A 21,183-nucleotide genomic window follows, 5' to 3' on the forward strand; every position below is an offset into this window, starting at 1 on the left:
TTCCGGGATGACCGGCGCGATTGGCTTTGACATTCCAGCGCGGAGAAAGCGTTCGCGACGCTATCACCCCGTCCCTCAGCAGGTTCGAGAACGGCGAGAGCTCTTGATAATCTCGCGTGCCTGAAGCCAGATGAGCGCATGAAGCGCCTCGCCGCCATCGCTTTGGTTCTCGGCTTCGCCCTTCTGGCGGCCGGTGCGGGCGCCCAGTCGCGTGTCACGGTTCCCAACTTCTGGGATCCGCATATCCGGCTCGACCGGCCCGAGCCGGGCCCTCCGCGCGTGGTGCGGTTCCTGACAGATGACGAGTACCCGCCGCTGCATTTCCTTGCCGGCGACGGCAACCTGACCGGCTTCTCGGTCGAGCTTGCGCGCGCGGCTTGCGAAAAGCTCGGCTGGACCTGCACGGTCCAGGCCCGGCGTTTCGATACGCTGCTGGGTTCGCTCGCCGAGGGGCGCGGGGATGTCCTCGCCGCGGCGCTCAACCTGACACCGCAGCTGCGCCAGGGTTTTGCCGCAAGCCACCTCTATTTCCGCAGCACGGCGCGCTTCATGACGACCCGCGCCAATGCCCAGGCGGATTTCGACCCGCGCCATCTGCAGGGCAAGCGCGTCGCCGTGGTGGGCGGCAGCGCGCACCAGGCCTTCCTCGAGCGATTGATGCCCTTCGTCCAGCGCCGCGAGACCGGCACGCTGGCCGCCGCCGTGACCGCGCTGCGCAGCGGCGAGGCCGAGTTCGTCTTCGGCGATGGCGTCGCGCTGTCGTTGCATCTGGCCGCTGGCGGCAACGACCTCGGCTTCACCGGAGGCCCGTTCCTCGAAAGCCGCTATTTCGGCGAGGGCGTCGCCTTCATGACGCGCAAGGACGACCCCGCTCTGAAGCGCGGGCTCGACTACGCCCTCCAGGCCCTGTGGGACGACGGCACCTACGCCCGGCTCTACCTGCGCTTCTTCCCGGTCAGCCCGTTCTGAAGCGTTTCGCCGTCGCGAGCGCCGCGAAGCCATCAGGCTCCGTTGCGCCCGCTATCCCTCTCCAGAGCCGCCTCTTCCAGGCACGCGATGGCGCGTGTCAGGCGCCGGCCGTGTTCGACAGCTCGCCTTCCAACGCCTGCTTGGCGACGGCGGCATACCAGCCGGAGGTCGCGGGCAGGATGGCATCGTTGAAATCATAGCGGTCATTGTGGAGTTCGCCGCCATCGCGCACAGGTCCGTTGCCGATCCAGACATAGGCGCCGGGACGATGCTGGAGGAAATGCGTGAAATCCTCGCCCGTCGTGCTGGCTTTGAGGTCGCGGCGCACAGGCATGCCAGTCGCCGCGCCGGCGGTCGCTGCGATCTCTTCCTCCAGCGGCGTGTTGATCGTCGCCAGGCCACCCAGCGTCGGCGCGACCTCGACCGACATCTCATAGGTCGCGGCGATGCCTTCGGAGATCGCGCGCAGGCGAGCCCGCACGCGGTCGCGCACGGCCGGGCTGAAGGTGCGGATCGTACCCTCGATGAAGACGCTGGTCGGGATCTGGTTGGAGACGAGCCCGCCATGAATCTGGCCGATCGACACCACGGCGGCGTCCATCGGGTCGACATTGCGCGCCACCACCGTCTGCAATGCGACGATCAGATGGGCCATGGCGACGATCGGATCGCGCGTCAGGTCCGGCTTGGCCGCGTGGCCGGCGGTGCCGTTCAGCGTGATCCGGAAGCGGCTCGCCTCGGCCATCACCGGACCGCGATGCACGGCGAGCGCCCCCGCCTCCAGTCCCGGCCAGTTGTGGAAGCCAAAGACGCGTTCCATCGGGAAGCGCTCGAACAGCCCGTCCTCGATCATGGCGCGCGCACCGGCACCGTTTTCCTCCGACGGCTGGAACAGGAACTGCACGGTGCCGCTCCAGCTTTCGTCGCGCGCCAGCAAGGCAGCGGCTCCCAAAAGCGAGACGGTGTGGCCGTCATGGCCGCAGGCGTGCATCACGCTGGGATTGCGCGACTTGTAGGGGACGTCGTTGGCCTCGTTGATCGGCAGCGCATCCATGTCGGCGCGCAGCCCCACCGAGCGGTCCGAACTGCCCCGCGTCAGGGTGGCGACCACGCCGTTCCCGCCGACACCCGCCACGAACGGAATGCCGAGTTCGGTCAGCTTTTCCTGCACGAAGGCGCTGGTGGCGCTCTCTTTCAGCGAAAGTTCCGGATTGGCATGCAGGTGGCGGCGCCAGGCAGTCAGGGTCTCAAGCAGGTCGTGGTCCAAGACAAAATCCTTTTGGAACGCATGTGAGACGGGCAACCTATACCCCTTCGCAGCCCCGACAAACGCCGATGGCGGATGGCCGCGCACCTGCCAAGCGCATTGACGCGCACCCGCGCGATCTGCGAAAGCCCTAGCCCGCTTTTCTTGCTAAATCCGGAGAGGACCAGCCTCGTCATGCCCGCCTTCGATCCCGCCCTTGTTGACGCCGCCCAGCGTTCGGCCTCCTGGCCGTTCGAGGAGGCACGCAAACTCGTGGCCCGGATCGAGAAATCGGGCAAGAAGCAGGTCGTGTTCGAGACCGGCTACGGCCCGTCGGGCCTGCCCCATATCGGCACCTTCGGCGAGGTCGCGCGCACCTCGATGGTTCGCCACGCCTTCCGCGTGCTGACCTGCGACGCCATTCCCACCCGCCTGATCGCCTTCTCCGACGACATGGACGGGCTGCGCAAGGTGCCCGACAACATTCCCAACAAGGAGCTTCTGGCGCAGCATCTCGGCAAGCCGCTGACGGAAGTGCCGGACCCCTTCGGCACGCATGACAGCTTCGGCCGGCACAACAATGCCCGCCTGCGCGCCTTCCTCGACCAGTTCGGCTTCGACTACGAGTTCAAGTCCTCGACCGATGCCTACCGGGCCGGCGAATTCGACGCGACGCTGCTGAAGATCCTCGCCCGCTATGACGCGGTGATGAAGATCATGCTGGCGACCTTGCGCGAGGAGCGCGCGGCGACCTACTCGCCCTTCCTGCCGATCCACCCGACGACACGCATCGTCATGCAGGTTCCGATCGACGAGGTGAATGTCGAGACCGGCACTATCGCCTGGCGCGATCCCGAGACCGGCGAGAGTTTTATCACGCCCGTCACCGGCGGCCACGTCAAGCTGCAGTGGAAGCCGGACTGGGCGATGCGCTGGGTCGCGCTCGGCGTCGACTACGAGATGGCCGGCAAGGATCTGATCGACTCCGTCAAGGTCTCGTCGGCAATCGCTCGCGTACTCGACGCCACGCCGCCCGAGGGCTTCAACTACGAGCTGTTCCTCGACGACCTCGGCCAGAAGATCTCGAAGTCGAAGGGCAACGGCCTGACCATCGACGAATGGCTGACCTATGCCAGCCCCGAGAGCCTGTCCCTGTTCATGTATTCGCGGCCGCGCGAGGCCAAGAAGCTGCATTTCGACGTCATCCCGCGCGCCGTCGACGAGTACCTGCAGTTTCTCGGCGGCTATGAGCGCCAGGATGCGAAGAACCGCCTCGGCAACCCGGCCTGGCACATCCATGGCGGCCAGCCCCCTCAGCCCGAACTGATCGGCAGCGGCGCCGGCGACAATGCACCCAAGGCCCAGGTCACCTTCGGCCTGCTGATGAACCTCGTCGCCGTGGCGAATTCCGAGGACAAGGCCGTGCTCTGGGGCTTTCTCCAGCGCTATGCGCCCGGGATCTCGCCCGAAACGCACCCCCGGCTCGATGCGCTCGTAGGCTACGCGATCGCCTATTTCCGCGACTTCGTGAAGCCTGCCAAGACCTATCGCCTCGCGGACGAGGTCGAGACGGCGGCCTTCACAGCACTCGACAAGGCGCTCGCGGCACTCCCGGCTGACGCCACCGCGGAGACGATCCAGGACACCGCGCTCGACGTCGCCCGGGCCGTGCCGCGCTACCAGAACCTCACCGCCAAGAACGCCACGCCCGAGCGCCCCGGTGTCTCTGGCGAGTGGTGGAAGGCGATCTACCAGGTCATGTTCGGCGAGGAGCAGGGTCCGCGCTTCGGCTCATTCGCTGCGATCTACGGCCTGGCCAACACCCGCGCTCTGATCGCAAAGGCGCTGGCCGGCGATCTCGTCAGTGAGCACGCCGCATTCCTTGCAGCGCGCAAGGCCGGATGAAGACCTCACCATCATTGCGAGCGCAGCGATGCAATCCAGCGAACGTAGAGCGCTGCAGACCTGGATTGCTTCGCTGCGCTCGCAATGACGGATAGCTTGGGAACGTGGTGACATGACCGGACCTGAAGCCGTCGAGCACGCCATCACCACGCGCCGAGCCATCCGCGCCTTCCTGCCCGATCCCATCGACCCGGTCCTCGTCCAGCGCATCCTGGAGGTCGCCGCACAGGCGCCCAGTGGCACCAACATGCAGCCGTGGAAGGTCCGCGTCATCGGGCCCCGCACCCGGGCGCGGCTGGAGCCCGCGCTGATCGCGGCGCTGGATTCCCCCGACCTGCCGGCGGAAGAGGAATATCGCTACTACCCAAAGAGCTTCCGCGAGCCCTATCTATCCCGCCGCCGCAAGGTCGGCTGGGATCTCTACGGGCTGCTCGGCGTAACCAAGGGCGACGTCGAGGGCATGAAGCGCCAGACGGCAGCCAATCTGCGCTTCTTCGATGCGCCCGTCGCGCTGATGGTGACGATCGACCGCGACCTCGAGATCGGATCCTGGCTCGACCTCGGCATGTTCGTGCAGAATATTCTCGTCGCGGCGCAAGGGCACGGGCTCGATACCTGCCCTCAGGCGATCTTTGCGCGCTTCCACCCGGTAGTGCGTCGCGAACTCGCTATCCCCGAGGGCGAGGTCGTGGTCTGCGGCATCGCTATCGGCAAGGCCGACCCTGCGGCACCCGCCAACCGACTCGTGCCCGAGCGCGAGCCTGTGTCCAGCTTCACGACCTGGCTGGACTGAAGCGCTTCGTCAGCGGTCCGACGATGGCGTGCATCGCGACGATCGCGACGCCGCCGACAGCCAGCCCGAACACGGCCGAGAGCCCGGCCCCGGCGAACCATTCGACGGCGGCGCCCAGCATGGGGACAGCCCGTCCGGCTGCCGCGCCGAAATCATGTACGAGGTGGCCAAGCCAGCCGAAGCCATAGCCCTCGAAGCCATGGATGATGATGCTGCCGCCGACCCAGAGCATCGCGGCGGTACCGACGCCGCTGAGCACCGTCAGGAAATAGGGCATCCCGATCACCAGCCCACGCCCCAGCAGGCGCACCGGTGCGAATTGCCGTCTCGCCAGCGCAACGCCGACATCATCGGCCTTCACGATCAGCGCCACGACGCCATAGACCGCGATGGTTATGCCGATTCCGACGATCGCGAGCACGATCGCCTGCGTCCAGAACGATGACGCCGTAACGTTCGCCAGCGTGATCGCCATGATTTCGGCAGACAGGATGAAGTCGGTCTTGATGGCGCCCGAGACCTTGGCGTTCTCCAACTGGCTGGCGTCGCGGATGGCCGCGCCCGGCTCGCTCGCCTCGACATGGGCGTGCGGCACCACGAGTTCCAGGATCTTCTCGGCACCCTCGTAGCAGAGATAGACCCCGCCCAGCATGAGCAGCGGCGTGATCGACCAGGGCGCGATGTAGGCCAGCAGCAGCGCGCCGGGCAACAGGAACAGAAGCTTGTTCCGGAACGAGCCGAGGGCGATCCGCCAGATGATCGGCAATTCGCGCTCGGCTGCGAAACCGACCGCATAGCGCGGTGTCACGGCAGCGTCGTCGATGACGATGCCTGCCGCTTTCGCTCCTGCCTTGCTTGCCTGGGCCATGACGTCATCGACGGACGCGGCTGCGACCTTGGCGATGGCTGCGACATCGTCGAGCAGCGCAAACAGTCCAGAACTCACAGGCGCACCTCTCGAGCCGGCAGTCGACGATCAGCAGCGGCAAGCGATACCCCATTGCCGCCGGATGACAAACGACCGGAGCGCCCCACAAGTTCAGGCGAAGGCGACGCCGACCCGGCCGAGCGCGCCGAAATCAGCCTCGATGCTGTCGCCGGGCGCGATCGCGATCGGCACCAGGCAGGTACCGGTGGTAACGACTTCTCCCGTCTGCAGCGTGACGCCCAGCGCCGAAAGCTCGTTGGCGAGCCAGGTCAGGGCGATGCGCGGATCGCCCAGTACATTGGCGCCGAGCCCGGCCTGCTCGCCACGTCCCGGCATCCGCGCCACCGGCTGATAGGCCGCGAGATCGAGTTCGCGCCAGGGCGTACCGGTGCTCTCGCCCAGCACGAATTCATGGGCGCAGGCATTGTCGGCAACGAGCTGGACACCGCCTGCCGCCACGAAATCGCTGAAGCGCGAATCCGGGATTTCAATGGCCGGGTGCAGGCTGGCGACGGCATCCAGGACCTCGGCCTGCGTGTAGGGCGCATCGCGTGGCGGCAGGTCCCGCCCCATGCGAAAGGCGAACTCGACCTCGGCCACGCGCATGCCATTGCCGGACAGCGAACTGGTGGACCTATCCGGCAGCACCCGCTCGGCAAGTATCCGCCCGGCGAGGGGCCCGTCGACGCCTATATGTGCCTGCCCGGCCTTGCTGGTGGCGGCGATCTTCCAGCCGAACAGGGCGGCGGAACTCGCACGCTCCAGCTGCGCCTGCATGGCGTAGGCCTCGCGACGGTCCGCCGGGCGGAGCGCCTCAGGCATCGTTTCGCATTTGGTCCCCGCCCGCCAATGCGACAGCAGGAAGGCGGCGGAGGCGGAGAACGGGTCGCTCATGCCGCAAGCGCCCCGGCGGCCGCGACGATTTTCAGATGATGCGGCGTGTCGCCAAAGAGGCTTTCGATCATCGTCAGGCGCTTGAAGTAATGTGCGCCCAGATATTCCATCGTCATCCCGATGCCCCCGTGCAGCTGGACCGCCTCCTGCCCGACCAGCCGGCAGGAGCGATTGATCTGGACTTTGACGGCAGACATCGCGGCCGCGCGTTCGGCTGCGTCCTCATGCTCGACCATCATCGCGGCATAGAACGCCATCGAGCGCGCCTGTTCCAGCGCGATGAACATGTCGACCGCGCGATGCTGGAGCACCTGGAACTGCGCGATCGGCGCGCCGAACTGCTGGCGCGTCTTGAGATACTCGACCGTCATCGCATGCAGCGCTGCCATGATGCCGACAGCTTCGGCCGCCAGAGCAGCGATGGCATGCTCGGCGACGCGCTCCAGGATCGGCAGGCCACCATGCAGCGGGCCGATCATGGCGTCGTCCGCGACACGGACCTCGCCAAAGGAGATTTCGGCGGCTCGGCCACCATCCTGCGTCGGGTAGCTATGGGCCTTCAGCCCCGGCGCATCGGCCGCGACGAGGAACAGGCTGATGCCGTCGCGGTCGCGCCGTTCTTTGGCGGTACGCGCACTCAGCACGATCTTATCGGCGCTGTCCCCGCTGACCACGACGCTCTTCGCGCCCTCCAGCACATAGCCGCCCTCGACCTTGCGCGCCGTCGTCGCAACATCGTGGAGATCGTAGCGGGACTGCTTCTCTGTGAAGGCGAGCGCGAGCCGCAAGCTACCCTCGACAAGCGCAGGAATGACGCGCTCCTTCTGCTCCTGCGACCCGCCGAGCCTGATCGCGCTACCGCCCAGCACAACCGTCGCGAGATAGGGCTCCAGCGCCAGCCCTTTGCCCAGCGCCTGCATCACCACCAGCGTCTCGACCGGGCCGCCGCCGAAACCGCCCTCCTCCTCCGAAAACGGGATGCCGAGCAGCCCCATCTCCGCGAACTGCGCCCAGGTCCTGTCGCTGAAGCCGAGCGGCCCCGCCCCCTGCTCCTTGCGCGCCTCCAGCGAGCCATAGCTCGCCGCCATCAGGCGCTCCACGCCATCCTGAAGCTGCGTCTGTTCGGGAGAGAGGTCGAAATCCATGGTGCATCCTCGAAACCGGAAACTCAGCCCTCATCCTGAGGAGCGGCTCTCGGGCCGCGTCTCGAAGGATGATCCAGCGCCCTGTGATCCATCCTTCGAGACGCCGCTTCGCGGCTCCTCAGGATGAGGGCTGGAGTCTATCGCTCACAAACCCAGCACCGCCTTGGCGATGATGTTCTTCTGGATCTCATTGGAACCGCCATAGATCGAAACCTTACGATTGTTGAAATAGCTCGCGGCGGCGGCATCGGCCCAGTCATGGTCGAACGGCCAGTCATTGGTCAGGTCGCTGCTCCGCACAGGCGCCGCCAGCGCGAACGGCCCCGCCAGTTCCAGCATCAGCTCGGTCGTCGCCTGCTGCAGTTGCGAGCCCTTGATCTTTAGGATCGAGGAGGCGGGGTCGGGCCTGTTGGAATCGCCCTTCGCCTGCGCTGCTGCCACCCGCATCTGCGTGATCTCCAGCGCCTTCAGCTCGATCTCGACCTCGGCGACCCGCTCGCGGAAGCCGAGGTCGTCCCAGGCCATGCCTGCGCCCGCCGGCATCTCCTTCGCCAGTTGCTTGACCCGCGCCAGCCGCTCCTTCGAGAGGCCGATGCGGGCGATGCCCGTGCGCTCATTGGCGAGCAGGAACTTTGCGTAGTCCCAGCCCTTGTTCTCCTCGCCGACGAGGTTCTCGACGGGCACGCGGACATCGTCGAAGAAGATTTCGTTGACCTCGTGGCGCCCCTCCAGCGTGATGATCGGGCGCACGGTGATCCCCGGCGTCTTCATGTCGATCAGGATGAAGGAGATGCCGGCCTGCTTCTTGACGGTCGGGTCGGTGCGGACGAGGCAGAAAATCCAGTCGGCATGCTGGCCAAGCGTGGTCCAGGCCTTCTGGCCGTTCACGATGTAATGCTCGCCCTCGCGCACCGCCCTCGTCTTGAGCGAGGCGAGATCGGAGCCCGCGCCCGGCTCGGAAAAGCCCTGGCACCACCACTCGTCGAGATTGGCGATACCGGGCAGGAAGCGCTGCTTCTGCGCCTGGCTGCCGAAGGCCGCAATCACCGGCCCGACCATGTAGCAGTTGAACTGCAGCGGCAGCGGCACGGCAGCCAGCTGCATTTCCTCGGTGAAGATGTAGCGCTGGATCGGCGTCCAGTCCTGCCCGCCCCATTCGCGCGGCCAGTGCGGCACAGCCCAGCCGCGCGCATTGAGCACGCGCTGCGAGATGACGATGTCCTCGCGCGTCAGCCCCCGCCCTTCCGAGACCTTGCGCCGGATCTCGGCCGGCACCTGCGTGCGGAAGAACGTCCGGACCTCGTCGCGAAACGCGATCTCCTCGGGGGTGAAACGTAGATCCATGGCTCAGTCCTTCAACGCAAACGCAAGCCGCCATCCGTCATTGCGAGCAAAGCGAAGCAATCCAGGCGGCGCAGAGCTCCGCGAGCGCGGGATTGCTTCGTCGCTTTCGCTTCTCGCAATGACGGCACGCGGCACCGCGGCGTCAGTTGTTGATCTCGAACAGTCCGGCGCAGCCCATGCCGCCGGCGACGCACATCGTCACCACCGCATAGCGCGCCTTGCGGCGGCGGCCTTCGAGCAGCGCGTGCCCCACAAGCCGGGCGCCGCTCATGCCGAAGGGATGGCCGATCGCGATCGCACCGCCATTGACGTTGACCTTCTCGGGATCGATCCCGAGCGTGTCGCGGCAATAGAGCGACTGCGAGGCAAAGGCCTCGTTGAGCTCCCAGAGATCGATGTCGTCGACGGTGAGCCCGTTGCGCTCGAGCAGGCGCGGCACGGCGAAGACGGGACCGATGCCCATCTCGTCGGGCTCGCAGCCGGCTGAGGCGAAGCCACGGAACGTCCCCAGCGGGGTCAGGCCACGTCGCGCGGCCTCCGCCGCCGACATCACCACGCTGGCCGCAGCGCCGTCCGAGAGCTGGCTGGCGTTGCCGGCGGTGATGAACTGGTCCTCGCCGCGCACGGGCTTGAGCTTCAAAAGCCCCTCCAGCGTGGTGTCGGGCCGGTTGCCCTCGTCCTTGTCGAGCGTGACCTCGCGCTGGCTGACCTCGCCGGTCGCCTTGTCCGTGACGGCCATTACCGCGCTCATCGGCACGATCTCGTCGGCGAACAGGTTGCGCTGCTGCGCGGCGGCGGTGCGGCGCTGGCTTTCCAGCGAGAACGCGTCCTGCGCCTCGCGCGAGATGCCGTAGCGCTGCGCGACATTGTCGGCGGTCTCGATCATCGAGGTGTAGATCTCGGGCTTGTTGGCGAGCAGCCAGTCGTTCTGGGTCAGCTCGCGCCGGACCACTGGCTGCACGAGGCTGATCGACTCGACGCCGCCGCCGACCGCGACCGGAACACCATCGAGGATCACGCGGCGCGCCGCGTGCGCAATGGCCTCCAGACCCGAGGCGCAGAAGCGGCTGACCGTGACGCCGGCCGACTGCACCGGGATGCCCGCCACCAGCGCAGCATGGCGCGCGACATTGCCGCCCGTCGCCGCTTCGGGATAGCCGCAGCCGAGCACGATCTCCTCGATCGCCTCGGGCTCGACATTGGCCCGCAGCAGCGCATGGCGGATGGCATGGGCAGCCATGTCGGCGCCGCGCACCTGGTTGAAGGCGCCGCGATGCGCCTTGCCGATCGGCGTGCGGGCAGTGGAGACGATGACGGCTTCAGTCATGGACAAATGGTCCCTCGTTCAAATCTCGATCGATAATCCGCCGCGGTCATCCCGGGCGACTGAAAGGAGACCCGGGATCCATTCCGGAGCGCCATCGGCTCATGCTCCGGAATGGATCCCGGGTCTTCGCTACGCTACGCCCGGGATGACACCGGAAACTCCGTCACGGGCGGGCGCTCAAACCGCCGCGCCCTTGAAGTCGGAAAAGCCCTTGCCCTCAACCGCCAGCTTGCGAAGCAGGGACGATGGCTGCAGCGAGGCGTCGCCGGTCTCGGCCGCCTGCGCTTCCAGGCGCTTGACGATGGTGGTCAGGCCCACGCTGTCGGCCCAGTGCATCGGGCCGCCGCGCCAGGCTGGCCAGTTGTAGCCGTTGAGCCAGATGATATCGATGTCGCCCGGCCGCGCCGCGATGCCCTCTTCGAGAATGCGCGCGCCCTCGTTGACCATCGGATCCATCAGGCTGGCGACGATTTCGTCGGCGGTGAAGCTGCGACGGGTCACACCCTTCTCCTGCGAGATGGCGGCGATCAGCGCCTCGACCTCAGGGTCGCGCTGTCCGGTGCGGGCACCGGCCGGATAGAGGTAGTAGCCGCGCCCGGTCTTCTGGCCGAAGCGCCCGGCCTCGCAAAGCGCATCGGCCACGGCGGCCTTCTTGCCCAGCGACTTGCGCGTGCGCCAGCCAATGTCGTTGCCTGCGAGATCGGACATTGCGAAGGGTCCCATCTTGAAGCCGAAGCCGGTCACCGCCGCATCGACCTCATGGGGCAGCGCGCCTGCAATCAGCAGCCTCTCGGCGGCCCGGGTCCGCGCCGCCAGCATGCGGTTGCCCACGAAGCCGAAGCAGTTGCCGACAACGACCGGCACCTTGCCGAGCCGGCGCCCGAGCGCCACGGCGGTCACCACGACATCGTCGGCTACGCCGGCCGGCCGCACGATCTCGAGCAACTTCATGACGTTGGCGGGTGAGAAGAAATGCATACCGAGCACGTCGGCGGGTCGCTTCGTCGCCGCGGCGATGGTCGGGATGTCGAGATAGGAGGTGTTGCTGGCGAGGATCGCGCCGGGCTTGGCGATCCCGTCGAGTGCGCTAAAGATCTGCTGCTTGACGCTCATCTCCTCGAAGGCGGCCTCGATCACGATATCGGCGTCCGCCGCCGCAGCAAGCCCCACGGCGGGCGTGATCAGTGCCAAGCGCTTGTCGCGCAGTTCCGGCGTCACCGATCCCCGCGAGACCGACATCTCGTAGATGCCCGCGACGCGGTTCATGCCGTTGTCGATCTGCGCCTGCTCCTGCTCGATCAGCGTCACCGGGATCCCGGAATTGGCGAAGCACATGGCGATGCCGCCGCCCATCGTGCCCGCGCCGATCACCGCGGCCTTCGCGATGGCGCGCGGCTTCACATCCGCAGAGATGCCCGGGATCTTCGCTGCCTCGCGCTCGGCGAAGAAGACATGGCGCAGCGCCTTCGAGCGCTCGTCGGCGACCAGCGTCGTGAAGAGCGCACGCTCTGCCGCGAGCCCATCCGTGAAGGGCAAGGTGAACACGCCGCGTACGGCCTCGATCAGCGCCATGGCGTTGGGCATGTCGCCGGACTTCTTCGTGGTATCGGCGGCCAGCCCCTCGAAGGCGTCGCGGTCTTCCTGCGTCAGGGCCTCGGACTGCGCAGAGCTCCGGCGAGGCTCACCCTTGCCGGCAAGCTGTTCGGCCAGGGCAACGGCCGCGGAGACGAGATCATCGGGCGCGATTGCGTCGACCAGACCGAGCTGTGCGGCCTTCTCGGCGCTGATGGGCTCCCCACTCAGCATCATCGGAAAGGCTTTTGCAGCACCGATCAGGCGCGGCAGGCGCTGCGTGCCGCCGGCACCGGGGATGATACCGAGCCTGATCTCGGGCAGTCCGAGACGTGCCGCGGGCGTCGCGATGCGGGCGTGGCAGGCGAGCGCGACCTCGAGCCCGCCGCCCAGCGCGACGCCCTGGATCGCCGCGACAACCGGCTTGTCGCTCATCTCGATCGCGTGGAGCACGTCGGGCAGCAGCGGCGCGACCAATGGCTTGCCGAACTCGCTGATGTCGGCGCCTGCGATGAAGGCCTTGCCGGCGGCCGCCAGCACGATCGCATCGGTCGCGGGATCGGCCGCGGCCTTCGTCACCGCCTCCAGCAGCCCGGCCCGCAGGCCTGCGCTCAATGCATTGACCGGCGGGTTGTCGATCACCGCCACCGCGACCCTGCCGCGCTGCTCAAGCCGGACGAACGTCATAGGCGTCTTCCCTATCTCGCATCGTTCTGCAATGCAGAATGCAGAACCGCATTTGTGAACCTAGAAAGCGAGCGCTGGCAGTCTTGTCAAGGCACCCCTCGCAGCTGCTCTCACATGCCGATAGCCAGTTCTGCAATGCAGAACGACCAGCCGGCTTGACCCCTCCAGAAAGGGCATGCCATGGCTTCAGGACAGCCCATCATGCACGAAATCGGGCGGGGTGAAGACCCCTCGCCGCGCGACGACAAACGAGCCTGGTTTCACTGGCCCCCGACTGGAGAGCGATGACGATGACCGCGACCATCCTGACCGAAGCTGTGGCCCCGGGCGTAATGCAGATCACGATGAACCGTCCCGAGCGGAAGAATGCGCTCGACCGCGCGAGCTATCAGGGCCTGATCGACGCGATCAAGGCCGCCGACGCGGACGCCGATATCCGCGCCATCGTGCTGACCGGCGCGGGCGGCTGCTTCACCAGCGGCAACGACATCAAGGATTTCGCCGCGGCGACCGCCAGCGGCACCGGCGCCCGGATCGCGCTGGATTTCCTCGATGCGATCTCGACCGCAAAAAAGCCGATCGTCGCGGCGGTCGAAGGCTTTGCCGTCGGCATCGGCACCACCATGCTGCTGCATTGCGACCTCGCCTATGCCGCCAAGGGCGCGAGCTTCCGCCTGCCCTTCGTCACGCTGGGGCTGTGCCCGGAAGGAGGCTCCAGCTATCTCCTGCCGCTGATCGCCGGCACCAAGCGCGCCGCCGAGTTGCTGATGCTGGGCGAAGCCTTCGGCCCCGAGACCGCGCGCGAAGCCGGCCTCGTCAATGCCGTCCTGCCCGAGGGCGGCGCGCTCGCTTTCGCCATCGAGAAGGCCCGGGCGCTTGCAGCCCTACCGCCGGAATCGGTCGCGCTGACGAAGTCGCTGCTGAAGCGCGGCAACGCCGCCCAGATCGCCGAGACTATCACGACCGAAGGCAAGCTCTTTGGCGAGCGTCTGCTCTCCGACGAAGCGCGCGCCGCCTTCGCCGCCTTCCTGATGAAGCGCTGAGCGCGCGATGACGGCGAGCCCGACCGATTCCGACCTCGCCGACACCGGCAAGGAGGATCGTCACTTCGTGACGGCGCTGGCGCGCGGGCTCGAGGTTCTGGCCTGCTTTCGCAAGGGCGAGGAGGCGCTGGCCAATTCCGATATCGCCAGCCGCTGCGGGCTCGCCCGCTCGACCGTGTCGCGCCTGACCCACACCCTGACCACGCTCGGCTATCTCAGCCACTCCCAGCAGAGCGGCACCTATCGTCTCGGCATGGCGCTGATCGCGCTGGGCTCCACGGCGCTGGCCGGTCTCGATGTCCGCCAGATCGCCCGGCCGGGCATGCGCGACCTCGCCCGCTTCGCCAACGCCACGGTGGGGCTGGGCGTGCGCGATCGTTTGAGCATGCGCTATGTCGAATGCGCGCGCGGCGATGTGCCGATCGCGCTCAACATGGACACGGGCTCGCGCGTCGCGATCATCCGCAGTGCGATGGGCCGCGCCTACCTCGTGGCCTGCGACGAGACCGAGCGCCGCGCCATCCTCGACGAGGTCCGCTCTGCCGATGACGCCGCCTGGCCCAGGCTGCGCGATGGCGTCGAGCAGGCGATGGACGACTACCGGACATTTGGCTGCACCCGCTCTTTCGGCGACTGGGTGCCGACGGTCAGCGCCATCGCGGTCGCCTTTCACCCAGGCGGAGGACTGCCCGCAATGGCAATCAATTGCGGGGCGCCGAATGTCATCATCGATCGCGAATTCCTGATGGCCGAAGTGCGCCCGAGGTTGATCGCGCTCGCGGCCAGCCTAGAGGGAGTGATGGGGTCATGAGTGAGGGCGGGCTAGTCCGGGCCATCCAGCTCGCCGATGTCGAGGGTTTCCGAGCAGCGCTCGACGAGGTAGCTCGCGAGAGGCTCTATCTCCTTTTCGAGGAGGCGCCTTCGCTCGAGCGGATGACGGCTTTCGTCGAAGCCAACATCCGGTCCCGCAATCCGCAGTTCGTGGCCGTGGTCGACGGTACGATTGTCGGCTGGTGCGACGTGCTGCGCGAGACCGGCCGGCCCACGCGAACCCATTGTGGGTCCTTGGGCATCGGCCTGGTCGGACGCCATCGCGGCAGGGGTCTTGGGAAACTGTTGCTCCGCGAGGTCCTGGCAGCCGCAGTCTCGGTCGGGATCAAGCGCGTCGAGCTGACCGTACGGACCTCGAACCACAGCGCAATCGCGCTTTACCGTGCCTTCGGCTTTGTCGAGGAGGGGCTGCGCAGCAAGGCCTACCTCAGCGACGGCGTCTATGGCGACAGCCTCGCGATGGCGTATCTCGCCCCCGAGCTTCGCACGCAAACCGCATGAGCAGCCCATGACCTCTGCCGACCTGTCACTTGCCGGACTGCCACTTGAAGACCTGCCGCTATCCGGCATTCGCGTGCTCGACATCTCGCGCATCCTGGCGGGGCCCTGGTGCGGCCAGGTGCTCGCCGATCTCGGCGCCGACGTGATCAAGGTCGAGCATCCCGAGCGCGGCGACGACACCCGCGACTGGGGCATGCGCCTTGGCGAGCGCAACACCTGTTATTTCAACAGCGTCAACCGCAACAAGCGCGCCATCGGCGTCGATATCGGCACGCCCGAGGGGCTCGCCATCATCCGCGACCTTGCGGCCCGCAGCGACGTCCTGATCCAGAACTTCAAGGCCGGCGGCGCCGAGAAGCTCGGTCTCGGCTATGAGGCGCTGCGCGCGCTCAACCCCGGGCTGATCTACTGCTCCATCGCAGGCTACGGCTCCGACGGTCCAGAGGCGGCGCGGCCCGGCTACGACCTCGTCATCCAGGGCGAATCCGGACTGATGGGCATGAACGGCACGGACGACCAGCCGCCGCTGAAGTTCGGCGTCGCCATCGTCGATCTCTTCACCGGCCACTATGCCGCGCAGGCCGTGCTGGCGGCGCTCGTCCAGCGTGGCCGCACCGGCACGGGCCGACATATCGAACTGGCCCTGTTCGATGCCGGCGTCTCAGCCACCTCCTATTACGGGCTGGAGGCGCTGGCGCTGGGCGACAATCCGCCGCGCTGGGGCAACTCCCACCCTTCCATCGTGCCCTATGGCGTCTTCGAGTCGGCCGATGGCCCGCTCGTCATCACGGTCGGCAACAATGCGCAGTTCGAGCGTTTTTGCATCGAGGTCATCGCGCGCGCCGATCTCGCCCGCGATCCGCGCTTCGCCACCAACCTGCTGCGCACACGCAACAGGCCGGAGCTGATCGCGATCATCGACGCCGAGCTCAAGCAGCGGCCGCGCGCGGAACTGCTGCGGACACTCCGGGCCAACGGCATTCCCTGCGGCGAGGTGCTTGGGCTGAACGAGGCGCTGCTGTCGGAGCGGGCCGAGCAGGCCGGCATGGTCTCGCACGCGCCCGACGATGCAGGTCGCCCCGCCGTGCTCAGCCCGCCCTACCGGATCGACGGTGAGCGCCTCCCGCTGCGCCATCGTCCGCCGGGCCTGGGACAGGACACCGACGCTGTGCTGGGCGAAGTCGGACTTGATGCCGGCCGCATCGCCATGCTGAGGCAGAGCGGCGTCATTGCCTGAGGGGCGCGGGAAGACCCCTCTCTTCGGGAGAGGGGCTTCGTCGAGGTTCCGCAGGCTCAGGCCACCGCCATCCGCCTCGCCTTGAGCTTCTGCATCGTCCAGCTGAACACCGGCCAGAGCAGCGCGGCGAAAGTCATCGCCGCCAGGATGCTGGAGACCGTCCGGCTGAAGAAGGGCAGGATCGAGCCGTCCGACTTGATCAGCGATGTGACGAAGCTCTGCTCGACCATCGTGCCCATGACGATACCCAGCACCATGGCGGCGACCGGATAGCCGTTCTTCTCCATGACGTAGCCGACGATGCCGAAGGCCGCGACGCAGTAGACGGCAAAGAGGTTGTTGCCGGCCGTAGCGAAGGCGCCGACCGAGCAGAAGATCATGATGATCGGCATCACGGCCGAGCGCGGCGCGCCGACGATGAAGCTCGCACCCCGGATCATCATGATGCCCAGCGGGATCATGATGATGTTGCCCAGCAGGAAGATGATGTAGAACGCATACATGCTCGACGCCTGTTCGCTGAACAGCGACGGTCCGGGGTTGAGCCCCTTCATGTAGAGCACGCCGATGGCGATCGCGGTGATCGTGTCGCCGGGAATGCCGAAGAGCAGCGCCGGCACCCAGCCCGATGCGAGGCTGGCATTGTTGCTCGCGCCCGCCTCGATAAGCCCCTCGGGATGGCCGGTCCCGAACTTCTCCGGCGTCTTCGAGAAGCGCTTGGACATGGCGTAGCTGACCCAGGCCGCCATGTCGGCACCGGCGCCCGGCAGGACGCCGATGATGATGCCGACGATGTTGCCCCGGGCCTGCTGGACCGGATACTTCTTGGTCAGCGCGATCTGCCCCTTGAGGATACTGCCCAACCTCCGATGCGCGAGTTTCGGCGGCTCGCGCTCGCTGAGGGCGCGCATGACCTCGGACAGCGCAAACACGCCGACCAGCGCCGGAATCACTTCGATGCCGCCGAGAAGGTCCGTGAAGCCCAGCGTGAAGCGAGGCACGCCGCCGGGGTTGTCGATGCCGATGCAGGCGATCAGGAGCCCCAGCAGCATCGACGCGATCGCCTTGATCGGCGACGAGCGTGCCACCAGCGTGGCGCACATCAGGCCGAGCATGGCGAGCCAGAAATTCTCATAGGTCGAGAAGCTCAGGGCGAATTCGGCCAGCACCGGCGCGATGATCATCAGGGAGAGCGTGCCGGCGATGCCGCCAAGAGCGGAGAACCAGAGGCAGATGCCCAATGCGGTTTCCGCCTCGCCCTTGCGCGTCATCGCATAGGCGTCGTCGGTATAGGCGGCGGACGCCGGCGTGCCGGGAATGCGCAGCAGGCAACCCGGGATGTCGCCCGAGAAGATCGCCATGGCAGACGCCGTGATAATCGTGGCGATGGCGGCGATCGGCGAGAGATAGAAGGTGACGGGCACGAGCAGCGCTGTCGCCATCGTGGCCGAAAGTCCGGGCAACGACCCCACCATCAGCCCGTAGACGGCGGAGGCCAGGATCGCAATCAGCACATCGGGTGCGAAAACGAGGCCGAAGGCATCGATCAGCGTGTTCATCGGCTCACCACGGGAACGGCAGCAGACCGCCAGGCAGCGGCACGCGCAAAAGCTTGAGGAAGATCATGTTGATGACGAAAGGGCCGATCAGGGCCAGCGGGACGGCCAGCTTGGCCTTTGCACCAAAGGCGAATGAGGCGATCAGAACCATGATCGCGGTCGTTGGCAGGAAGCCGAGCGGCTCCGAGGCCAGCGCGTAGAAGCACAGAAGCAATGGCGGCAGCACCGCCAGCCAGGCTTTCCAGGCCGGCACCGGCTCGAGATATTCAGGCGCCGTATGCTTGGCGACGTCGGCCTCCGCGACCTCCTCGAAATGACGCCCGACGCCCAGCGCGATCAGGACCCCGCAGATGACCAGCCCGGCGCCGACCACCATCGGGAAGGCAGCGGGGCCAACCTGCTGCCCAGGTACGGGCGGAAGCTTGGAGCCGTAGTAGAAGGAGGCGGAACCGAGCGCTGCGATAAGCGTGCCGGTGAAGCGATCGGGTAGTTGCATAGAGACGACCCTGTCCCAGGAGGAAATTCGGGCGGCTGCGCAGCCCGGAGTCGAGAACGCCGGGGCACTTGCGCAAGCGCCCCGGCGTCGGAAGTCTGGGGGAATCAGGCCTTGGCCAGGCCCGCGGCTTTCATCGCGACCGCCATCGAGGCGTCACTATCGGCCATGAACTTCGCGTATCCGGGACCGTCGGCGAATTTCATGCCGAAGCCGCGAGCGTTCATGAAGTCCTGATATTCCTTGGAATCGAAGGCCTTCTTCAGCGAAGCCGTGACCTTGGCCTGGATATCGGCCGGCAAACCCTTGGGCCCGCCGATGCCACGCCAGGCGCCGACCGAGTAGTTGATCCCCAAGGTCTCGTTGAGGGTCGGCACGTCCTTGAACTGCGGATTGCGCTCGGTCGCCATGATCGCCAGCGACTTCGCCTTGCCGGCATCGATCATCGCGCGGGCCTCGGGCACCGAGCAGGTCACGAGGTCGACGCCGCCTGCCGCCAGATCCTGCATGCCGGGCGCTGCGCCGTTCGACGGCACCCAGGCGACATGATCCGGCTTCAAGCCCATCGCCATCAGCCAGCCGATCAGGCCCAGATGCCAGATCCCGCCCTGCCCGGTTCCCGACGCCTTCAGCTTGCCAGCGGGGGCAGCCTTGATCGCCTCGGCCAACCCCTTGATATCCTTGTAGGGACCAGCTGTGCTGACCTGCACGCCCGGAGGGTCCTCGTTCATCAGGCCAAGGGCGGTGTAGTCGGTAGATTTAAGCTGGGTCAGGCCCTGATGATGCATCATGGCGATCTCGACCGTAATGATGCCGATATTGTAGCCATCGGGCGCAGCCGCCGCGATGGCGGCATGACCGACCACGCCCGAACCGCCGGTGCGGTTGACCACGTTCACAGGCTGGCCGAGGTCGCGTTCGAGCAATTGCGCGACGATGCGGGCAGTCGCATCGGTTCCGCCGCCCGCACCCCATGGGCAGGTCAGCGTAATCGGCCGCGAGGGCCAGCTTGCCTGTCCGATGGCGGGGCTGGCGATGAGGCCTGCGCCGGCCGCTGCCGCCGCGCCCTTGATGATCGTGCGTCTGCTGATGTCGCTCATGCTCGTTCCCTGTCCCTAATCGATTTAGTTCTCGAGCACTCCTCGTTTCGAGACGGGGCGCTCTTTTGCATACAAGACTATCAGAACCGATTGTCTCTCCGGAGACAACTGGTCTTTGAAAGGATTTTCTAGAGTGCGCAGATGATCGGCAGCGCGGACCTGCCGACCTTGTCCACCACCGCGCCGGTGCTGAGCTCGCCCCCCGCAGGTGCTGCCCCCAGAGTGAGGCCAGCCTTCGTCGCAAAGGCCCGCAGCGCGGCAGCATCGGCCACGGCATAGGCGCGCTGCGGCGCGACCCCGGCGATCAGGATCTTGTCGGAGGGATTGCCGGTGACGAGGCCAGCCAGCCTGCCCTGCCGGTCGAAGACGGCACTGCCCGCCTGGCCCGGCTGCAGCGGCGCGAACACGGCCGGCCCGCCCGTGGCGCGCACGGCCTGGCCGGGCAGTGCCATCGGGACCCGCTTGCCGCCATCATCGCCAAACGCGATCAGGACCAGGCTTTCCCGCTCGCCGAGACCGTCGCCGCGAAGCGTCGAGACGGGGGCGATGCCACCCTCGATATCCAGCAGCGCGAGCCCGCTGGCATCGTCTTTGAGACGAAGGCGCGCAGGACGCCCTCCGGCCCGGAGCGAGCGACAGGCATCGAGCGCCGATACCGCTGTCAACGCGACCGTGTCCGACAAGGTGAGCGCGACGCCATAGCGCTCGGCCGGCCGCGCGGGGGACGGCACCCCGCCCGGCAGCGCTATCGGCACCGTCGCCACGATCCGGGGCTGGTCGGATGGCAGCGCCCCGCTCGGGAAAGGCTCGAAACTGCTGGCGATAGCGATGACCAGCCTGTCGATGCTGGGCGCCAGCGCCTTGTCGTAGCCGATCGAGAAACCGCGCAGGCCCTGCGGCCCGGACGCCAGCCGGCGGTAGAACTTGCCCGTCGGGGTTTCGCCCGTGACCACGAAGAAATCCGGCCGCAGCAGCTTGTAGGTGATCTTTCGGCCCGGCGCGTTCGGGTTGACCGTGATCGCCCGCTCATAGGTCGCAGTGAGGTCGTCCCCCGGCGGGCTCGCACTGGCGTCGAGTGTGACCTTCCCGTCGGCGCTCTGCCAGCGACTGCCGCCGGCCGGCGTGGTTTCGCGCCGGGGCAACACGCGTTCGGGGATGCCGATGCGCACCCCGGTGCGTGCATCGTCGATCACCCGGAATCCGGTGATGTCCCGCGCAGCCTTCGCCGCCTGCGACAGCGCCTCGCGCTCCGCCGGGGCGAGCAATCCATCGGGCACGCCCCGCCCGCCCTTGAGGGCATTGATCGCGCGGAAGGTCAGTGGCCCGTAGGTGCCGCTTGCAGCGCCGTTGAAATGGCCGGTCCAGATCAGGTCGCCCTGGATCGCCTTGCGTTCGGCCTCGGGCATCGCCTCGAAGCGCATCTGCGCGGCAGCGAGTTGCGGATTTGGTGCGGGAGCCTGCGCCACCGCCAGCCCGCATGTCAGCATCAGGGTCGGGGCGACCAGCAGCACGCGCCACATCGCAGCGCGGCGCCTTGAACGGCCCGTGGTCGCATCCGCCATCATTCGTCTCCAGCCCTGGCGCAACGGTGCCGCATTGAGCGACAGAT

The 21,183-nt window shown here is 67.1% G+C and carries 18 protein-coding genes; 7 read left to right on the top strand and 11 right to left on the bottom strand.

From position 1 onward, the window contains the following. Window positions 1–138: 138 nt before the first annotated feature. Window positions 139–969 (top strand): transporter substrate-binding domain-containing protein, encoded by an 831-nt coding sequence (locus AC1D2L_RS17045; protein ID WP_476847079.1) that lies wholly within the window; start codon window positions 139–141, stop codon window positions 967–969. A gap of 97 nt (window positions 970–1,066) precedes the next feature. Here AC1D2L_RS17045 and AC1D2L_RS17050 read toward each other — a convergent pair whose 3' ends face one another. After that, window positions 1,067–2,236 carry an amidohydrolase gene (locus tag AC1D2L_RS17050; RefSeq protein WP_476847080.1) on the bottom strand — a complete coding sequence of 390 codons (1,170 nt, stop codon included), beginning with the start codon at window positions 2,234–2,236 and terminating at the stop codon, window positions 1,067–1,069. A gap of 174 nt (window positions 2,237–2,410) precedes the next feature. Between AC1D2L_RS17050 and AC1D2L_RS17055 the strand changes: the two genes are divergently transcribed. Beyond that, window positions 2,411–4,120: a lysine--tRNA ligase gene (locus tag AC1D2L_RS17055; RefSeq protein ID WP_476847081.1), complete on the top strand. Its 1,710-nt coding sequence runs from the start codon at window positions 2,411–2,413 to the stop codon at window positions 4,118–4,120. Window positions 4,121–4,232: 112 nt separating this feature from the next. Then, window positions 4,233–4,913, top strand: a complete 681-nt coding sequence (locus AC1D2L_RS17060; RefSeq protein WP_476847082.1) for a nitroreductase — start codon at window positions 4,233–4,235, stop codon at window positions 4,911–4,913. Here the strand turns inward: AC1D2L_RS17060 and AC1D2L_RS17065 are convergent. From AC1D2L_RS17065 to AC1D2L_RS17090, 6 genes are all read right to left on the bottom strand, one after another. Next, the gene (locus tag AC1D2L_RS17065) at window positions 4,894–5,859 is read right to left on the bottom strand and encodes a DUF808 domain-containing protein (protein WP_476847083.1); all 966 of its coding nucleotides are present in this window, start codon (window positions 5,857–5,859) and stop codon (window positions 4,894–4,896) included. The two genes, AC1D2L_RS17060 and AC1D2L_RS17065, sit on opposite strands and share 20 nt — an antisense overlap. A gap of 93 nt (window positions 5,860–5,952) precedes the next feature. Next, on the bottom strand, window positions 5,953–6,735 hold the full coding sequence (locus AC1D2L_RS17070) for a 2-keto-4-pentenoate hydratase (RefSeq protein ID WP_476847084.1): 783 nt from the start codon (window positions 6,733–6,735) through the stop codon (window positions 5,953–5,955). After that, the gene (locus AC1D2L_RS17075; protein WP_476847085.1) at window positions 6,732–7,880 is read right to left on the bottom strand and encodes an acyl-CoA dehydrogenase family protein; all 1,149 of its coding nucleotides are present in this window, start codon (window positions 7,878–7,880) and stop codon (window positions 6,732–6,734) included. The genes AC1D2L_RS17070 and AC1D2L_RS17075 overlap by 4 nt, the downstream gene beginning before the upstream one ends. Window positions 7,881–8,024: 144 nt before the next feature. Next, window positions 8,025–9,224, bottom strand: coding sequence for an acyl-CoA dehydrogenase family protein (locus tag AC1D2L_RS17080; RefSeq protein ID WP_476847086.1), 1,200 nt, complete (start codon window positions 9,222–9,224; stop codon window positions 8,025–8,027). A 142-nt stretch (window positions 9,225–9,366) separates the two neighbouring features. Further along, window positions 9,367–10,551 carry an acetyl-CoA C-acyltransferase gene (locus AC1D2L_RS17085; protein WP_476847087.1) on the bottom strand — a complete coding sequence of 395 codons (1,185 nt, stop codon included), beginning with the start codon at window positions 10,549–10,551 and terminating at the stop codon, window positions 9,367–9,369. 177 nt (window positions 10,552–10,728) lie between these two features. Continuing rightward, complete coding sequence (locus tag AC1D2L_RS17090; RefSeq protein WP_476847088.1) at window positions 10,729–12,810, bottom strand: 3-hydroxyacyl-CoA dehydrogenase NAD-binding domain-containing protein; 2,082 nt, start codon at window positions 12,808–12,810, stop codon at window positions 10,729–10,731. A gap of 290 nt (window positions 12,811–13,100) precedes the next feature. On the opposite strand from AC1D2L_RS17090, the gene AC1D2L_RS17095 reads away from it, so the two are divergent. From AC1D2L_RS17095 to AC1D2L_RS17110, 4 genes are read left to right on the top strand one after another with little or no spacing between them, the layout of a single operon-like run. Then, window positions 13,101–13,853 (top strand): enoyl-CoA hydratase-related protein, encoded by a 753-nt coding sequence (locus AC1D2L_RS17095; RefSeq protein ID WP_476847089.1) that lies wholly within the window; start codon window positions 13,101–13,103, stop codon window positions 13,851–13,853. Window positions 13,854–13,860: 7 nt separating this feature from the next. Further along, on the top strand, window positions 13,861–14,664 hold the full coding sequence (locus AC1D2L_RS17100) for an IclR family transcriptional regulator (RefSeq protein ID WP_476847090.1): 804 nt from the start codon (window positions 13,861–13,863) through the stop codon (window positions 14,662–14,664). Next, window positions 14,661–15,185: an N-acetyltransferase family protein gene (locus AC1D2L_RS17105; RefSeq protein WP_476847091.1), complete on the top strand. Its 525-nt coding sequence runs from the start codon at window positions 14,661–14,663 to the stop codon at window positions 15,183–15,185. The genes AC1D2L_RS17100 and AC1D2L_RS17105 overlap by 4 nt, the downstream gene beginning before the upstream one ends. A gap of 7 nt (window positions 15,186–15,192) precedes the next feature. After that, a complete protein-coding gene (locus AC1D2L_RS17110) occupies window positions 15,193–16,422 on the top strand; it encodes a CaiB/BaiF CoA transferase family protein (RefSeq protein ID WP_476847092.1) in 1,230 nt (409 codons plus the stop codon). A gap of 56 nt (window positions 16,423–16,478) precedes the next feature. Here the strand turns inward: AC1D2L_RS17110 and AC1D2L_RS17115 are convergent, their stop codons facing one another. The 4 genes from AC1D2L_RS17115 to AC1D2L_RS17130 form a co-directional block, all read right to left on the bottom strand. Further along, on the bottom strand, window positions 16,479–17,981 hold the full coding sequence (locus tag AC1D2L_RS17115) for a tripartite tricarboxylate transporter permease (RefSeq protein WP_476847093.1): 1,503 nt from the start codon (window positions 17,979–17,981) through the stop codon (window positions 16,479–16,481). A gap of 4 nt (window positions 17,982–17,985) precedes the next feature. After that, on the bottom strand, window positions 17,986–18,477 hold the full coding sequence (locus AC1D2L_RS17120; protein ID WP_476847094.1) for a tripartite tricarboxylate transporter TctB family protein: 492 nt from the start codon (window positions 18,475–18,477) through the stop codon (window positions 17,986–17,988). Between the two features lie 104 nt (window positions 18,478–18,581). Further along, entirely contained in the window at window positions 18,582–19,574 is a 993-nt protein-coding gene (locus tag AC1D2L_RS17125) for a tripartite tricarboxylate transporter substrate binding protein (protein WP_476847095.1), read from the bottom strand. 128 nt (window positions 19,575–19,702) lie between these two features. Beyond that, a complete protein-coding gene (locus AC1D2L_RS17130) occupies window positions 19,703–21,136 on the bottom strand; it encodes a serine protease family protein (RefSeq protein ID WP_476847096.1) in 1,434 nt (477 codons plus the stop codon). Window positions 21,137–21,183 lie beyond the last annotated feature (47 nt).

The sequence above is a fragment of the Allobosea sp. P1_B10 genome, from assembly GCF_056406735.1.

What these genes read in the sequence shown, in the direction of transcription:
- AC1D2L_RS17080 (WP_476847086.1), bottom strand. Translation starts at nt 9,224, where the DNA reads ATGGATCTACGTTTCACCCCCGAGGAGATCGCGTTTCGCGACGAGGTC.
- AC1D2L_RS17090 (WP_476847088.1), bottom strand. Translation starts at nt 12,810, where the DNA reads ATGACGTTCGTCCGGCTTGAGCAGCGCGGCAGGGTCGCGGTGGCGGTG.
- AC1D2L_RS17105 (WP_476847091.1), top strand. Translation starts at nt 14,661, where the DNA reads ATGAGTGAGGGCGGGCTAGTCCGGGCCATCCAGCTCGCCGATGTCGAG.
- AC1D2L_RS17095 (WP_476847089.1), top strand. Translation starts at nt 13,101, where the DNA reads ATGACCGCGACCATCCTGACCGAAGCTGTGGCCCCGGGCGTAATGCAG.
- AC1D2L_RS17125 (WP_476847095.1), bottom strand. Translation starts at nt 19,574, where the DNA reads ATGAGCGACATCAGCAGACGCACGATCATCAAGGGCGCGGCGGCAGCG.
- AC1D2L_RS17115 (WP_476847093.1), bottom strand. Translation starts at nt 17,981, where the DNA reads ATGAACACGCTGATCGATGCCTTCGGCCTCGTTTTCGCACCCGATGTG.
- AC1D2L_RS17130 (WP_476847096.1), bottom strand. Translation starts at nt 21,136, where the DNA reads ATGGCGGATGCGACCACGGGCCGTTCAAGGCGCCGCGCTGCGATGTGG.
- AC1D2L_RS17045 (WP_476847079.1), top strand. Translation starts at nt 139, where the DNA reads ATGAAGCGCCTCGCCGCCATCGCTTTGGTTCTCGGCTTCGCCCTTCTG.
- AC1D2L_RS17110 (WP_476847092.1), top strand. Translation starts at nt 15,193, where the DNA reads ATGACCTCTGCCGACCTGTCACTTGCCGGACTGCCACTTGAAGACCTG.
- AC1D2L_RS17055 (WP_476847081.1), top strand. Translation starts at nt 2,411, where the DNA reads ATGCCCGCCTTCGATCCCGCCCTTGTTGACGCCGCCCAGCGTTCGGCC.
- AC1D2L_RS17085 (WP_476847087.1), bottom strand. Translation starts at nt 10,551, where the DNA reads ATGACTGAAGCCGTCATCGTCTCCACTGCCCGCACGCCGATCGGCAAG.
- AC1D2L_RS17120 (WP_476847094.1), bottom strand. Translation starts at nt 18,477, where the DNA reads ATGCAACTACCCGATCGCTTCACCGGCACGCTTATCGCAGCGCTCGGT.
- AC1D2L_RS17075 (WP_476847085.1), bottom strand. Translation starts at nt 7,880, where the DNA reads ATGGATTTCGACCTCTCTCCCGAACAGACGCAGCTTCAGGATGGCGTG.
- AC1D2L_RS17060 (WP_476847082.1), top strand. Translation starts at nt 4,233, where the DNA reads ATGACCGGACCTGAAGCCGTCGAGCACGCCATCACCACGCGCCGAGCC.
- AC1D2L_RS17070 (WP_476847084.1), bottom strand. Translation starts at nt 6,735, where the DNA reads ATGAGCGACCCGTTCTCCGCCTCCGCCGCCTTCCTGCTGTCGCATTGG.
- AC1D2L_RS17100 (WP_476847090.1), top strand. Translation starts at nt 13,861, where the DNA reads ATGACGGCGAGCCCGACCGATTCCGACCTCGCCGACACCGGCAAGGAG.